At 39.9% G+C, this 17,825-nt stretch carries 3 protein-coding genes and 1 tRNA gene; all 4 read left to right on the forward strand.

All coding sequences use genetic code 11. The annotated features are described in order from the left end of the window. The first annotated feature begins 18 nt into the window (after positions 1 to 18). A tRNA-Gln gene (locus ACZ5L8_RS15565) sits at positions 19 to 91 on the forward strand. 642 nt (positions 92 to 733) lie between these two features. After that, positions 734 to 14,920: an Ig-like domain-containing protein gene (locus tag ACZ5L8_RS15570; RefSeq protein WP_464438574.1), complete on the forward strand. Its 14,187-nt coding sequence runs from the start codon at positions 734 to 736 to the stop codon at positions 14,918 to 14,920. Positions 14,921 to 14,945: 25 nt separating this feature from the next. Next, positions 14,946 to 15,869 (forward strand): PorP/SprF family type IX secretion system membrane protein, encoded by a 924-nt coding sequence (locus ACZ5L8_RS15575; RefSeq protein WP_464438575.1) that lies wholly within the window; start codon positions 14,946 to 14,948, stop codon positions 15,867 to 15,869. Positions 15,870 to 15,893: 24 nt separating this feature from the next. Then, positions 15,894 to 17,816 carry an OmpA family protein gene (locus ACZ5L8_RS15580; RefSeq protein ID WP_464438576.1) on the forward strand — a complete coding sequence of 641 codons (1,923 nt, stop codon included), beginning with the start codon at positions 15,894 to 15,896 and terminating at the stop codon, positions 17,814 to 17,816. The last annotated feature ends 9 nt before the right edge of the window (positions 17,817 to 17,825 follow it).

Here is a 17,825-nt window from a genome sequence, read left to right on the forward strand (position 1 = left end):
CGGCAGGTGTTCTTTTATTGGCCTATGGTGTAACTGGCAACACGTCTGATTTTGGTTCAGAAGAGTCTAGGTTCGAGCCCTAGTAGGCCAACATAAAGTTTAAGTCCCGATCAGTTTTGGTCGGGATTTTTTTTGGCTTTAAGCCAAAAGATGCTACATATTCATACAAAATCTAAAAGTAAGAATAAGACTACTTCTTTAAATGGTGTTAGAAACCATAAAATAGCTTAATAAAATGTACTTGCACAAAATATTAAGTTTAATAAATTATCTTTTAGGATAATTTATAGGTTGATTTTACAATTATAAATTATTGAAAAGTAGATAGCTAGGTTTATTTTGTGTGAATTTTCCTCTCAAAACAGTTGATTTCAATTTTTATCAGAAAAAGTACTAGTTAAAAATATTAAAAATACGATTAAACGACTTTTTTTTACGGTAAATGGTTTGAGTAAGGTCGTTAAGTGTCTACATTTGATATGTAATTGTAGTGGATATAATATTCTTACCCCTAAAATATCCAAGATGAAATAGACCGTGCTTTAAAGAATTAAGGAAGATGCCTTGAGGGTTGTAGTAATTCTAGTAAAAAAGCACTTATCGTTCTTACACCGGCAAATCTCATTGTCTATAGTGCGATATCATCCCGGTTTATGCCCACTCATTTGAAATTTTAAAAATCTGGTTTTTAACTGGACGGGACTTTTATTACCTAAACTTAAACACATATCGAATGAACCCGAACTCTACTCCTTTAAAATTACTCTTTTCGGTATTTTTATTATTCCTGTTTGTGGGCAGTTATACTGCTGATGCGCAAACGCAGACTTTTGCTTCTACAGTAGATGATAGACTAAGTGTTACTGATCAAGCTAATGCTGTAGATGAAGATCTAGCTACATATGCAGAGCTTACGGCTGAGGCTCCTACACTTTTTATAGGAGGAGTTGATGCATATATTGAGTTGGGTTTTGATACTACGATACCTAGCGGCACTACTACTTATATTAAAATGGAAACAGAAGCTGGTCTTCTGGATGTTCTTTTGGGCGGAAGCCTTGGAGATCTTTTAGGTGATGTACTAGGAGTAGTATTATTAGGTCAACAAGAATTCACTATACAAGCTTTTGATTCTTTAGGTAATGAGGTTTATGAGGTGCAGAGTCAGGATTTTGAGGCGTTTGGTAATGATCTGGCTAATGTAGTTGTTGATGCAGATGGTAATTATTATGTAGCTATAACGCCTACGTCAGATTATGAGAATATAAGAATTACAAACTCACTGAATTCAACATTGCTGGGGCTAGGTAATACAGCATGGTTAAGAGTTTATGATGCTTTTTATGGAACGGGTGGTGTAGATTGTGGTAAACCATCATTTACAAATTATGATGGTGATGGTATAAGTTTAGATCTTATCAACATTGCTGGAGCGGGAGTTGATAATCCAGAGTTTTTTATTGATAATTCTAATACAACATTTTCAGAGTTAAATCTTGGGGTGTTGGATGTTCTTGCTTCTATAGAGCAAAGAACATTTTATCAGGATCTGGTGGATGCCACCAATGATTTTAAAATACGTTTAGGTGTAGATCCATCTCTTATAGCACTTGGTGTCCTTAATAATATACAAATAGTTGGTTATAATGGCAGTACAGAAGTTTTTTCTACAGATTTAAATTCTTTAATAAATCTTGATCTTCTAGGATTACTAGAATCTGGAACTGTTGTAGATGTGCCTGTTTCAATATCGGTAGCTGTAGATGGAGTCTCAGTAAGATATACTTCATTGCTCAATACTTCATTGAGTCAGAGTCTGCAATTGTATAATATTGCGGTTACTCCAGATATTCCTGTTCTTGATGCTGCAACCGAAAATATAGAGGTTTGTGAAGACGATACGGCAGATCTTGTTGCCACAAGTACCACTGCAGGAGCAGTTTTAAATTGGTATGATAGTTTAACAGCAACCACTCCGCTTGCTACAGTGAATAGTGGAGAAACCTTTACAACATCAGCACTTTCATCTGATACAACTTTTTATGTAGCTTCATCAGTTGCGGGTTGTGTTGAAGAATCTGCACGAGTTGCGGTAGATGTTGCTGTAAATGCAAGGCCAACAGCTTCTGATATCGTTTTTGCCGATGTAAATCTTGCAGTTTGTATTGGTCAAGATATCATTATTCAACCTACAACATTATTAAATGGAGACTTCCAGTTTTATCTAGATGCTGGCGCTACACAGTTAATTGAAGATGGAGATGTAATTGATGGACTCACTTACACTATCAATGCAGATGGTGATCTAGAGGTTTTAGGGCTTACGCCGGAAGACTCTCCTGTAGAAGTCTTTGTAAGTGTGACGGATCAGGATACCGGGTGTAGTAATGCTCCAGGCGACCTAGCCTCAATTAACTTATCGGTAGATGTTGGTCCAGATCCTCAGTTGTTTTTGGCTCAGGATATCACAGCAGATGATGTTATCAACATAGCTGAAAGTTCTTCTATGATTCCAATTTCTGGTTCTGTAGGAGGAGATGCTGTCGCTGGGGATGAGGTTGAGATCACTGTAAATTCTAACCTTTATACAGCGGTCGTTCAAGGCGATCTTACTTTTTCTGTAGATGTTGCTGGTTCAGATCTTGTTGCAGATCCTGATCTTACGGTAGATGCGAGTTTAACTATTTCTGGTGGATTGCTGCTATGTGATGCCACGACTACTGCTACAGCAACTTATACTTTAGACCTAACTGCTCCCACTATTCCTACTGTTGATTTTCTTACCACAAATAATCAAACTCCTACTTTAACAGGAACGCTAGATTCAGCTGATGATCTTACTGTAACTGTAGATGGAGTTACTTATACAGAAGGTGACGGTGATCTATTAGATAATGGAGACGGCACCTGGACATTAACCATCCCCACCGGAAATGAAATTAGCGAAGGGATTTATGATGTTTTGGCGGAAGCCACAGATGCATCAGGAAATACTTCTACAGATGCTACAACAGACGAGTTGACGATTGATCTTACTGATCCAACTATACCATCGGTTAATTCTCAGGTTACCGCAAATACACTTCCAACAATTACCGGAACCGCAGATTCTATTGATGATCTTAGGGTATCAGTAAATGGGGTTACCTATACTGAAGGTGATGGCGATCTTGTGGATAACGGAAATGATACTTGGACATTGATGATCCCTACCGGGAATGAGATAGGCGAAGGTGTTTATGACGTTGTTGCAGAAGCTACAGATGCAGCGGGTAATTCAACAAATGATGTAACAACTGATGAGCTTACGGTTGACTTTTCGGTGCCAACTAATCCTACGGTTGATTTCTTAACTACAACTGATACTACACCTTTAATTACAGGAACACTTGACTCTGCTGATGACCTTAGTGTAACCGTAAATGGTGTGACTTACAATGAGGGTGATGGTGACTTACAAGATAATAATGATGGAACATGGCAATTACAGATTCCGCCAGGAAATGTTCTTGCAGAGGGAGTTTATGATGTGTCTGCAGTTGCGACAGATACTGCGTTGAATACTTCTTCTGATACTACCATTAATGAACTTACCATTGATCTTACTGCACCTACTACTCCTACCGTAGACCTTTTGACTACAAACGATCAAACTCCGACAATAACCGGAACGGCAGATTCAGTTGATGATCTGACCGTAACTGTAAACGGAGTTACTTATACTGAAGGTGATGGCAATTTAATTGATAATACTGATGACACTTGGACTTTAAACATTCCAACTGGGAATGAAATAGGCGAAGGTGTTTATGATGTTGTTGCAGAAGCTACGGATGCTGCTGGAAATACAGCAACGGATACAACCACAGATGAGTTGACCATTGATCTTACTGCGCCAACAACGCCTACGGTAGACCTTTTGACCACAAACGATCAAACTCCGACAATTACTGGAACAGCAGATTCAGTTGATGATTTGACTGTGACTGTAAACGGAGTTACTTATACCGAGGGTGATGGTAATTTAATTGATAATACTGATGACACGTGGACTTTGAACATTCCAACTGGGAATGAAATAGGTGAAGGCGTTTATGATGTTGTTGCAGAAGCCACGGATGCTGCTGGAAATACAGCAACGGATACCACCACAGATGAGTTGACCATTGATCTTACTGCGCCAACTACTCCTACCGTAGACCTTTTGACCACAAACGACCAAACGCCTACAATTACCGGAACAGCAGATTCAGTTGACAACTTGATTGTAACAGTTAACGGAGTTACGTATACCGAGGGCGATGGCAATTTAATTGATAATACTAATGACACTTGGACATTAAATATTCCGACTGGAAATGAGATAGGCGAAGGTGTTTATGATGTTGTTGCAGAGGCTACGGATACTGCAGGCAATACAGCTACTGATGCGACCACAGATGAGTTAACTATTGATCTTACAGCATCAACAACTCCTTCGGTAAACCTTTTGACCACGAACGATCAAACTCCGACAATTACTGGAACAGCAGATTCAGTTGATGACTTAACTGTAACTGTAAACGGAGTTACTTATACCGAGGGTGATGGTAATTTAATTGATAATACTGATGACACTTGGACTTTAAACATTCCGACAGGAAATGAGCTTGGCGAAGGTGTTTATGATGTTGTTGCAGAAGCTACAGATGCTGCAGGTAATACAGCAACTGATTTGACCACCGATGAATTAACCATTGATCTCACAGCACCAACAATTCCTTCGGTAGACCTTTTGACCACGAACGACCAAACTCCGACAATTACCGGAACAGCAGATTCAGTTGATGATTTGACGGTAACGGTAAACGGAGTTACTTATACTGAAGGCGACGGAAATTTAATTGATAATACCGATGACACTTGGACTTTGAATATTCCGACTGGAAATGAGCTTGGAGAAGGTGTTTATGATGTTGTTGCAGAAGCCACAGATGCGGCAGGCAATACAGCAACGGATACGACCACAGATGAATTAACTATTGACCTTACAGCATCAACAACTCCTACGGTAGACCTTTTGACCACGAACGACCAAACTCCGACAATTACCGGAACAGCAGATTCAGTTGATGATCTGACCGTAACTGTAAACGGAGTTACTTATGCTGAGGGTGACGGGAACTTAATTGATAATACTGATGACACTTGGACTTTAAACATTCCCACTGGTAATGAGCTTGGCGAAGGTGTTTATGATATTTTGGCGGAAGCCCAAGATGGTTTAGGTAACTCATCTACAGATACTACTACAGATGAGTTAACCATTGACCTTACAGCGCCAACCACTCCTACGGTAGATGCTTTGACTACAACAGATACCACACCAACTATTACAGGAACGGCAGATTCGGTTGATGATCTTACTGTGACTGTAAATGGAATTACTTATACCGAAGGTGACGGAAATCTTACTGATAATACAGACGACACATGGACTCTTGTAATTCCGCCTGCAGATGCGCTGGTAGATGGAGTTTATGATGTTTTGGCGGAAGCTACAGACGGCGTAGGAAATACAGCTACAGATACTACTACAGATGAACTAACAATCTCACCAGCTACACCTAATGGTGATGCGAATCAAGAGTTTTGTGAAAGTGATAACCCTGTGGTGGATGATATTGTGACTGATCAACCTAATGTTAATGTTTACCTGACCACAACAGGAGGAACAGCTCTTTCGCCAACAGATCCACTTACAAATAACACTCCTTATTATATAGCGACAGTTGGAACTAATATTGAAAGTGTTGACAGGTTAGAAGTGCTTGTGACTTTCACAAATGCACCAGCACCTACGACTTTGAATGCGACACAAGATTTCTGTGTCCTAAACAATCCTACGGTAGCAGATATTCAGGTTAATGAAGCTGGAGTGATATGGTATGCAGAAGCGACTGGAGGAACAGCGCTTGCAACTGATACAGCTCTTGAGGATGGAGAAACGTATTATGCCTCACTAACTACAAATGGATGTGAAAGTGCTACTAGACTAGAGGTTACAACTAATGTGTTTGATCAACCTACAATAACTTTTGACAGCTCAGCTTCAGTGAGTGTGGCGCTTAATCAAACGGTTACTTTGCCAGGTGTTACAACAACTCCTGCGGGACTTCCTGTAACTTGGTATGATAATACAGGCGCTGTTTTTACAGGCTCAACTGTGAGTTTTGCTACGCCAGGTGTTTATGTTTTTACGGCTACAGCCGAAAGCTCAACTGGATGTAGTAATTCGGCATTTTTCTCAATTGCGGTTTATGATCAAGATGATTGTCCGCCAGCAAATGAAAGAACCTATGCATCTAGTTCAAACTTCACAAGTTTAGGTGGATTTATAACTAGCTCAGGAAGCGGAAGCGATGGTAACCCAAAAACAGCAGCAACGATCACAACCGTTGTAGGATTAGCAGGTCTTGGCGGTGGATATTATGATCTTTCTTTTGGAAACACTTTTACGGCAGGTACGCAAGTAAATGTAAAAATGGGTAAAGAATATAGTGGTTTAGGAACGTTATCAAGCTTTATAGTTTATGGTTTAGATGGTTCAGGAAATCCTATAGGTTCAGGAAACACTGCAGATTCTGGTATTGTTAATCTACTTTCTGCAGATGGGTCTTTTGAATTTACATTTGTTCCTAATGATAACACAGGGCCAAAATCCTTCACAGGAGTTCGTATATATTTTGGTTCGTTACTTTCAGTAGCTGATAGTTATAAGGTTTTTGACGCATATGTAACTTCACAAAGTACAACCTTGTCTTGTACTGCTATTGATGCAGTAACTAAGGCAGATGTGCAGGATGTGAATTATGGTGTTGAAGCATTAGCTACTTTAGATGCACTTAGTGCGACAGCTTCTGTGGTTAATCCTTGGAGCGCAGTTGATAAAGATCTTACAACATTTACAACGCTTAGCAGAGGTGCTGAAGTTCTTAATACAGCACTTCTTGATATCGAATTCAAATCTCAAAGTCAGCCTACAGATTCTTTACAGATCATTTACTCAAGACCTGATAATGGCTTGCTGCAATTAGGTTTGCTTAATGGCTTAGAAATTCAATTATATAATGGCGATGCCGAAGTTGGAGCGCCAATTACAAATAACACAAGTGGTTTAAATCTTCAGCTGTTAGGTCTTTTAGGCGGAGCAGGAGAGTCTGCAGCGATCACTGTACCTACGCCAAATGCTTATGATAGAGTAGTGATAAGCTACGGTGGTGTTGCAAATGTTTTGGACGCGATCCAAATAAGTGATGTTGACAGAAAAGCTGCTGTAGTGCCTACAATTCCACTTAATACTGATGATCAGTTAGAGCTTTGTTCTGCTGGAGAGACAATTATGCTCGTGAGTCAAGATGATTGTACTTGGTTTGAAGTTTATGACGAATCAGGAAATCAGTTAACTACAACAGATAACTATGAGTTTGAATTGCCTGCTGGTCTTACAGAAGGTCAAGCTTATACATTTACAGTACAACCGGTACGTCAAGGTTGTGACTTCGGGTATCCACAAGATCTTGAAATCTATATAAAAGAATCTACTCCTGACACTGCAATTACATCTTTCACCCTTAATGGAGGTAGTGATGCTTTTACTTGTGAAAGTGGAGCAGATGTGACGCTTAGTGTCACAACTGATGCTGGTCTTACCTTGACGAATCCGGTTTATTATTGGTATGAAGATCAATCAGGAACTCAAGTTCTTGTAACTGGTGAAACTGATGCTACTTTAAATCTTGGTCCACTTACTGCGGGAACATATACCTATTATGTAGGAATAAGTAGTGATGAATATTGCAAGACTAATGAAGCAGATAGATTTGAAATAACATTTACCATCAATCCGGCAGGTATGCCTGGTGATGTTACGGTGACTGGCGATGCGATCTGTTTTGGCGATACAGCCACAGTGATGCCAACCTCTACTTACGCCAATGTAGATTTTGCATGGTACTTTAGCAATGATACTTCTACGCCTATCACAAACGGCACCACAGTAGGTGGTAAAACTTATACGCTAGATGCTAGCGGAAATCTAACAATAGATGGTCTGCAACTTGCAGATGACGGAATCACATATTTTGTGAGTATCTCTGGCGGAGATAGCAGTGTTTGCGAAAATACCGCAGGCAATCTCACTCCAGTAAGTGTGTCTGTTTTCAGTGGGGCGGTAGATCCTACTACAAACAATGCAACACAAGAGTTCTGTGTAGTTGATGCACCTACGGTTTCACAAATTCAGGTTAATGAAAGTAATGTCGTTTGGTATGATGCATCAACAGGTGGTACAGCATTTAGTCCTACAGATCTTTTAGAAAGTAGAATTTACTACGGAGCTCAAGTTGTAGGTAGTTGTGAAAGCGCTAATAGAGTAGCTGTTACCGTTGATCTTCAAGATACAGCGGCTCCCACTACTACAGATCCTTCACAAGAATTCTGTGTGTTAGATAATGCTACACTTGCAGATATTCAGGTGAATGGAACTGGTATAGTATGGTATGACGCTGCTACGGGAGGAAATCTTCTTGCAGATAGTACCTTAATTCAAGATGGCGGAGTTTATTTCGCCGCTCAGGCAGGAACTGGTTGTGAGAGCTCAACAAGATTAGAGATCACAACTATACTTAACGATCAACCTGTGATCACATTCTCAGGACCATCATCAGTCAACGTTGCTCTAAACGCCAGTGTGACTTTACCTGGCGTTACAACAACGCCTTCAGGATTACCAGTAACTTGGTTTGATAATCAGGGTAATGTATTTACGGGCAGTTCTGTGAGTTTTGCAACACCAGGGGTGTATGTTTTTACCGCTTCCGCGGAAAATAGCAACGGATGTTCAAACTCGGCTTTCTTCACGATCACAGTATTTGATCAAGATGATTGTCCGCCAGCGATGCAACGTATTTATGCTACCAGTGCAAACTTTACATCCTTAGGAGGTTTTGCGACAAACGAAGCAAATGGCGCTGATGGAAATCCAAAAACTTCAGCAACTATTACAACAATAGCAGGTATTGCTGGATTAGGTGGTGGATATTATGATTTAACCTTTGATGATCAGTATCCTGCCGGGACGCCAGTAAGTGTGAAAATGGGTAAAGAATATAGCGGTCTTGGTACGCTTTCAGGATTCTTAGTATATGGTCTTGATGGATCAGGAAACCCAATAGGCGCAGGAAACTCTGTAGATGCAGGAGTTATAAATCTGCTTTCGGCAGATGCGGCTTTTGAATTCACTTTCGTGCCAAATAATGCTAGCGGTCCTCAAGCATATTCTGGAGTACGCGTTTACTTTGGTTCGTTACTTTCTCTAGGAGATAGCTATAATGTTTATGATGCCTATGTGAATGAGCAGGTGACAACCTTAAATTGTACAGGTATTGATAGCACGGTAAAAGCAGATGTGCAAGATGTTTTCTTTGGAGTAGAAACTATTGCGGGTCTTGATGCTTTAAGCGCGACGGCATCTGTGGTTGATCCTTGGTTCTCTGTAGATTTTGACGACTTTACTTATACAACACTTTCACGTGGAGTTGAGGTTGCAAACAGCGCACAATTAAGAGTAGACTTTAAAACATTAAGTCAGCCTACAGATTCACTAAGAATTGTGATAAGCCGTCCAGATAATGATATCCTCCAATTAGGATTGCTTAATGGTCTTGAAATTCAATTATACAATGGTGATGCCGAGGTTGGTGCACCTATTACAAATACTACCACAGGGCTTAATCTTCAGCTATTAACACTTCTTGGAGGAACCGGTGGAGAAAATGTATTGACTGTTCCTACTACAGAGCCATTTGATAATGTTCTTATAAGTTATGGCGGAGTTGCAAATGTTCTGGATGCAATAAGAATTCATGATGTAGATAGAAAAGCAGCGGTAGAAACGGTAATTCCGCTTAATGTAGATGGAGCTTTAGAGTTATGTTATGACGATACGATCTCCCTTGTTCAACAAGATGATTGTACGTTCTATCAAATTTACGATGAAGGTAATAATCCACTTACTAATGTAGACACCTATGAGTTTGACTTGCCAGATAATTTAGTAGAGGGTCAAACCTATACATTCACTGTGCAGCCTATTCGTCAGGGGTGTGAATTTGGACCAAGACAAGAACTTGAGATCTATATTCGTCCTACGACTCCTGCGAGTGTAATTGTTTCAATAAATATTAATGGTGATACTGAGGATACATTCTGTGAGACAGATAATACAAGTATTAGCCTTACGGCGGAAACTGACGGTACAACCTTAACTAATCCCACGTATTATTGGTATCAGCTTGTCAGCGGAAATCAAGAATATGTAAATGGTGAAACTGATGCTACATTAGATTTTGGCATTCTTCCTCCCGGAACATATACGTATTATGTAGGAGTTGAAAGTGATGAATTCTGTTTAACTAAAATAGCAGATAGAACTTCGGTAACATTTACCATTCAGCAGGGCGCAACAGAAGATGATATCGCAGATATCCTTGTAAATGGAGTAAATCCAGCAGATCCTCTTTGTCTACTTCCAATTGACGAAGTGATTTTGTCAACAATGCTTTCTGCGACAAGCACGATCACAAACGAAGTATTTGCTTGGTATGACGCGGCAGGAAATCCAGTAGCGGGTGGCACAGATGGCAACTTGAATTTAGGAATACTCGCTCCTGGAACATATACATATAGTGTAGGAGTGAGTGGCGATGGTTTCTGTGAGAACTTAGCTGCGGATAGAAAAACAGTTACGTTTACGATCAATGAAATTGCTACACAAAGTGACATCGCGGACATTACAGTAAATGGTTTAGATCCATCAAGTCCACTTTGTATCGATCCATCTGATGATGTTGTGTTGATGGCAATGCTTTCTGCGACTAGCACATTCACAAATGAAGTATTTGCTTGGTATGATGCGGCTGGCAATTCAGTTACTGGAGGAACAGATGGTAACTTGAATTTAGGAACTCTTGCTCCTGGAACATATACATATAGTGTAGGAGTTAGTGGTGATGGTTTCTGTGAGAACTTAGCTTCAGATAGAAAAACAGTTACGTTCACGATCAATGATACATCAACCGAAACAGACATCGCAGACATTACAGTCAACGGTTTAGATCCATCAAGTCCACTTTGTATCGACCCATCAGATGATGTTGTGTTGATGGCGATGCGTTCTGCGACAAGCACGATCACAAACGAAGTATTTGCTTGGTACGACGCAGCAGGAAATCCAGTTGCGGGAGGCACAGATGGCAACTTGAATTTAGGAATTCTTGCTCCTGGAACATACACGTATAGCGTAGGAGTTAGTGGTGATGGTTTCTGTGAGAACTTAGCTTCAGATAGAAAAACAGTTACGTTCACGATCAATGATACAGCAACCGAAGCAGACATTGCAGATATCACTGTAAACGGTTTTGATCCATCAAGTCCACTTTGTATTGATCCATCGGATGATGTTGTATTGATGTCGATGCTTTCTGCGACCAGCACGATCACGAATGAAGTATTTGCTTGGTATGATTCTGCAGGAAATCCAGTTGCAGGAGGTACAGATGGTAACTTGAATTTAGGAATTCTTGCTCCTGGAACATATACATATAGTGTAGGAGTTAGTGGCGATGGATTCTGTGAGAACTTAGCTTCGGATAGAAAAACAGTTACGTTCACGATCAATGATACAACAACCGAAGCAGACATTGCAGATATCACCGTAAACGGTTTTGATCCATCAAGTCCACTTTGTATTGATCCTTCGGATGATGTTGTATTGATGGCGATGCTTTTTGCGACCAGCACGATCACGAATGAAGTATTTGCTTGGTATGATGCTGCAGGAAATCCAGTTGCGGGAGGCACAGATGGTAACTTGAATTTAGGAATTCTTGCTCCCGGAACGTATATCTATAGTGTAGGAGTTAGTGGTGATGGATTCTGTGAGAACTTAGCTTCAGATAGGAAAACAGTTACGTTCACGATCAATGATACGTCAACCGAAGCAGACATCGCAGATATTACCGTAAACGGTTTTGATCCATCAAGTCCACTTTGTATCGACCCATCAGATGATGTTGTATTGATGGCGATGCTTTCTGCGACCAGCACGATCACAAACGAAGTATTTGCTTGGTATGACGCGGCTGGCAATCCAGTTGCTGGAGGTACAGATGGTAACTTGAATTTAGGAACTCTTGCTCCGGGAACATATACCTACAGTGTTGGAGTTAGTGGTGATGGTTTCTGTGAGAACTTAGCTTCAGATAGAAAAACAGTTACGTTCACTATCAATGATACAGCCACCGAAGCAGACATCGCAGATATCACCGTAAACGGTTTTGATCCATCAAGTCCGCTATGTATCGATCCTTCGGATGATGTTGTGTTGATGGCGATGCTTTCTGCGACTAGCACGATCACGAACGAAGTATTTGCTTGGTATGATGCGGCTGGCAATCCAGTGGCTGGAGGCATAGATGGCAACTTAAATTTAGGAATTCTTGCTCCTGGAACTTATACCTACAGTGTAGGGGTTAGTGGTGATGGTTTCTGTGAGAACTTAGCTTCAGATAGAAAAACAGTTACGTTTACCATAAACCATAATCCTGTAGAAGCAGATATAACTGTTGTTGACACGATGGTTTGTTTCCCTAATGATGTGGTTGTGATACCTTCGACTACGATCGCTAATGCAACCTTTAACTGGTATGCAACAAACGATTATTCTAGTCCTATAAATGACGGAGACAGTGATGGCACAGTAACTTTCGCAATAGCGACAAATGGAACCTTAACAATAAGCGGTCTTGAAGCTGGTGTAGAATACACATATTATGTGAGTGTTACTAATGAAGACACAGGTTGTATGAATGCCGAGGGAGATTTTGCTGATGTAAAAGTTTCGGCTGATGCAGGTCCTGATGTTCAGATCACTCTTGATCAAGATATCACAGCAGATGATGTAATTAATATAGAAGAGTCAAATGGTACCGTACCTATTACAGGTGTAGTGGGAGGCGATGTGCAGCCGGGAGCAGAGGTAGAGATTACAGTAAATGGAGTGCTTTATACGGCGATAGTTCAGGCTAATCTTACTTTCTCTGTTGAGGTTGATGGGGCTGATCTTATTGCAGATGCTGATCTTACAATTGATGCTAGTGTTACGATAGCTGGTGATGCGCCACTTTCGTGCGAAAAGACTGCGTCTGACACAGCAACATATACGGTAGATGTGACGGCACCTGCAATACCTACGGTAGATTTCTTAACAACATCTGATACTACACCAACACTTACAGGTACGGCTGAATCTGATGATTTCCTTACAGTAACTGTAAATGGTGTGACGTATTCTGAAGGTGATGGAAACCTATTTGATAACGGCGATGATACTTGGACGCTAAACATTCCTGATGAGGATGAGATGGAAGATGGGACATATGATGTTGTAGCATCTGCTACGGATGATGCAGGTAACACATCAGTAGATGTGACTCTTGATGAGCTTACTATTACGGTAGGCGCACCTAATGGAGATATGGAGCAACAATTCTGTGCCTCAGATCTGCCTACAATAGATGATATAGTAACAGATCAATTTAATGTGAATGTTTATCTAACTGAAACAGGTGGTTCGCCACTTCCTTCTGGAACCTTATTGATTGATGATACAAACTATTATGTGGCAACAGTAGGTGTTAACTCAGAGAGTGTAGATCGCCTAGAAGTTCATGTTACATTAATCTCAGTGCCTGGGCCAACGGCTTCAGAGACTGTGCAAGAGTTCTGTATTACTGATAATCCTACGGTAAGCGATCTTGTGGTAAATGAGCCTAATGTAGTTTGGTACTCTACACAATCAGGAGGAACTGTTCTTGCTGATAATACGCCTTTAGAAAATAACACAGTTTATTATGGAGCAATCCAATTAGACGGTTGTGAGAGTAAAAATAGAATTGCCATAACTGCCATAGTTAAAGAAAATAATATGGCTACGCTGTCTCAATCTACTCCTAATGCATGTTTTGGTACAGAGATCACTTACACTACAGAATCAGGTATGCAAGATTATGCTTGGACATACACTGGTGCTCAGGTAATAGATGGAGGTGGAGCTACAGATAATTTCATAACTCTTATTTGGGATATGAATGGTGCTAACTCAATTTCAGTTATGTATACAGATGTTGCTAACTGTGATCCTGAGCAAGAAGCAATGTTAGATGTAGATGTGATCGTGTGTACAGATCTAACTATTGTGAAAACGGTAGACGACCTTAATCCTGTACTGGGTGAGAATATCACTTACACAATAACAGTGACAAGTGAAGGTGTTTCGCCATTGAGCGATATAGTGGTTGATGAGTCTTTACCTAATGGAGTTTCTTATGTGTCGCATACCGCAGATGTGGGCGATTACAATGAGATTCTAGGAACTTGGTTGATACCTAATCTTGCTCCTGGAGCAACTGCAACGCTTCAGATCACGGCAACGGTTGTAGAAGGTAGTGATTATGTGAATACGGCTTATATCACGACTTCCTCACCGCCAGATTCTGATCCTGATAATAATGAGTCTTCTGTAGAGATAGAGCCAGATTGTTTATGGGTGTTCAATGAATTCTCGCCTAATGGAGATGGTAAGAACGATACGTTCTTTATTAGATGTATTGAGAGATATCCTGATAATCACTTAGAGATCTATAACAGAGATGGTAGTCTGGTATTTGAGACTGATGGCTACAATAATGATTGGGGAGGTAATTCTAATCAGGCAGGATTTGCAGGATCAGGAATTATCCCAGCAGGAACTTACTATTACACACTTGATTTAAGAGATGGAAGCGAAGTGTTAACCGGATGGGTGTATATAGCTAGATAATCAAAATTTCAAACCAAACTTAAAGATGAGAACATTAATTAAAAAAATAGCTCTGGTTACTGGATGTGTGTTAGTAGGCTTTTTGGCGCAAGCCCAACAAGAGCCTAACTACACCCAGTATATGTATAACACTATGGTGGTGAATCCTGCATATGCAGGTACTTCTGAGATGTTGAATATTAACGGTTCCTATAGATCGCAATGGACGGGCTTTGACGGTGCTCCTGAGACCATGAATCTGGGAATCGAATCTCCAATTTCAGAAAGAGTAGGGCTTGGTATTAATTTAATGCGAGATGTGCTGGGTCCATCTGATGAATATGGTGTGACTGCAAATTTTGCATATACCATTCCTTTAAATGAGAAGTTGAAATTGTCGTTTGGTTTGAGTGGCGGTATTAATGTTCTCAATGTTGATTTTGCTAAAGGAACTTTCAATCAAGGTGATGATCCGCTGTTAATGGATAATATCAATAATCAGATTTTGGGTATAGTTGGTGCTGGGACTTACGTGTATTCAGATAACTGGTATGTGGGATTGTCTACGCCTAACTTCTTTTCACAGAAGTATTATGACGATGTTGAGATGGCGGTTAATGCAGATGAGTTGCACTTGTATCTAATAGGTGGTTATGTTTTTGACTTAAGTCCTAATGCAAAGTTCAAGCCTGCATTCTTGCTTAATTATGTAGAGGATACTCCGTTAAGTGCGGTATTGACAGCAAACTTCTTGCTGTTTGAGAAATTGACGCTAGGTGTGGGATACGAGTTAGATGCAAATGCTAGCGGTCTTGCTGGTTTTAATCTTACTAGAGACCTCTTTTTAGGATATGCCTATTCATATTCTACAACAGATTTGAATAATTACAACAATGGTACGCACGAGATCATTTTAAAATTCTCTATAGGATCTAGAGATGGAATGTCTTATTCACCACGCTTCTTTTAATCTTCAAACTTAAACTTAAAGCAAATGAACAGATTTATTCTCATAGCATTTTTAACATGTTCCTCACTTGTTTATAGTCAAGCGGGAATACTAGAAAAGGCAGATAAGCTCTATGATCGTGAATCATTTCTACGGGCTTCAACAGAATTTGATAAGTACTTGCAAGAAACTATTGAAGAAAAAGTTTCTGCAGATACCTGGATGAAAATAGGAGATACACATTATAATCTTAATGATAAAGAGCGTGCTATTATAGGATATCGCAATGCTTTTGCTCTTGTAGGTTATAAAATGCCTAGAATTCATCTGCATCAATATTATGATGCGTTGCGCGCATTAAGAGGATTTGAGCAGGCAGATGAGCTGTATATTAAGTATTTAGAAAGTACAAATCAAACAAAGCTGCTTCAGGAATATAAAGATGAAGCAAAGCGATTTAAAGTAGTTGCAGAAGAAGATACATTATATGATGTTTTTGCTTTGGATGTAAATTCGTCTTATTCAGATTTTGGGGGCACCCTTAAAGGGGAAACTTTAATATTTTCTTCAAGTAGAGAAAGTGATCTTAATAAGATATATGAGCGTGACGAGACGCCTTATTTATCGCTTTTTAAAGCGAAAAGAAATACTTCGCAACATTTTACAGATGTTCAACTCTTTGATGAAGGGTTAGAGACTCCGTTTCATGATGCATCAGCAAGCTTTGATCCAGATGGTACAACTATTTATTATGCTTCGAGTTATCTGAAAAATGATAGAAAGAAGATCTTCGGTAAAGAAAAACGTAATTATTTCAGGATCTATAAAGCTGTTAAAAATGGTGATCGCTATGAGAAGTTAGAAGTGCCTATAAACGGTGAAGATTATTCTACAGGTCACCCGTATACTGAAGATGGAATGCTACTTTATTTTGCCTCAGACAGGCCGGGAGGTTATGGTGGTGCTGATATTTATGTTTGTGATATTAGACCTAACGGCACATACTCTGCTCCGCGCAACTTAGGTCCTACGGTTAACACGCCATACGATGACTACTTCCCATTTGTAAAAGACGGTATACTGTATTTTTCTTCTAAAGGTCACGTAGGCTTTGGAGGTATTGATATTTATAAAGCAGAGCGTGTAGGCAATTCTTTTGTGAATGTTAAGAACATGGGGCTTGGTATTAACTCTAAAGCAGATGATTTTGCTTACCGTGAATATGACGATGGCTTGGGGTATATCTCATCTAACCGCGTGGGTGGTTATGGAGGTGATGATATTTATGCCTTTGAATACAGATTGCGAGAATGCTGGCAATATATTAAAGGTAATGTCGTAGACAGCGAGACAAAAGAACCTATCCAAGATGCTAGAATAAAATTCATTACCTCTCAAGGCGATGAGCTCGCAACATTGATGACAGATAAAAATGGATATTATGAGTTTAGAGTAGAATGTAGAACTAAAGTTTTAATATCTGCATCTAAAAAAGGATTTAGCGAAGAAAGCACATTTGTAGATATGTCAGAACTGCCAGAAGATGGTGTTAAGGTTGTGGATTTTGAGTTAGACGACCTTTCGGAGATAATCGTTGTAGAAAATGACGTCGAAAAGATCAGAATAGACCCCATTCATTTTGATTATGATAAATATAATATCAATGCTACTGCAGCAAACCAGCTGCAAAAGATCATCGACGTCATGAACGATTTTCCCGAAATGATCATTAAGATAGAGAGCCATACAGACCAACGAGGGTCTGAACCTTATAATTTAGCGCTCTCTGATAAACGCGCAAAATCTACCCAGCAATATCTCTTTGAAAAAGGTATCTCGCAAGACAGGATCACAAGTGCAAGAGGTTTTGGAGAATCAGAGCCTATTTACAAATGTCCTGCAGGAGATTGTACAGAAGAAGAGTATAGCAAGAACAGAAGATCAGATTTCATCATCATTAGTCGCTAGTTTTCCCTT

It is taken from the genome of Leeuwenhoekiella obamensis, from assembly GCF_055391795.1.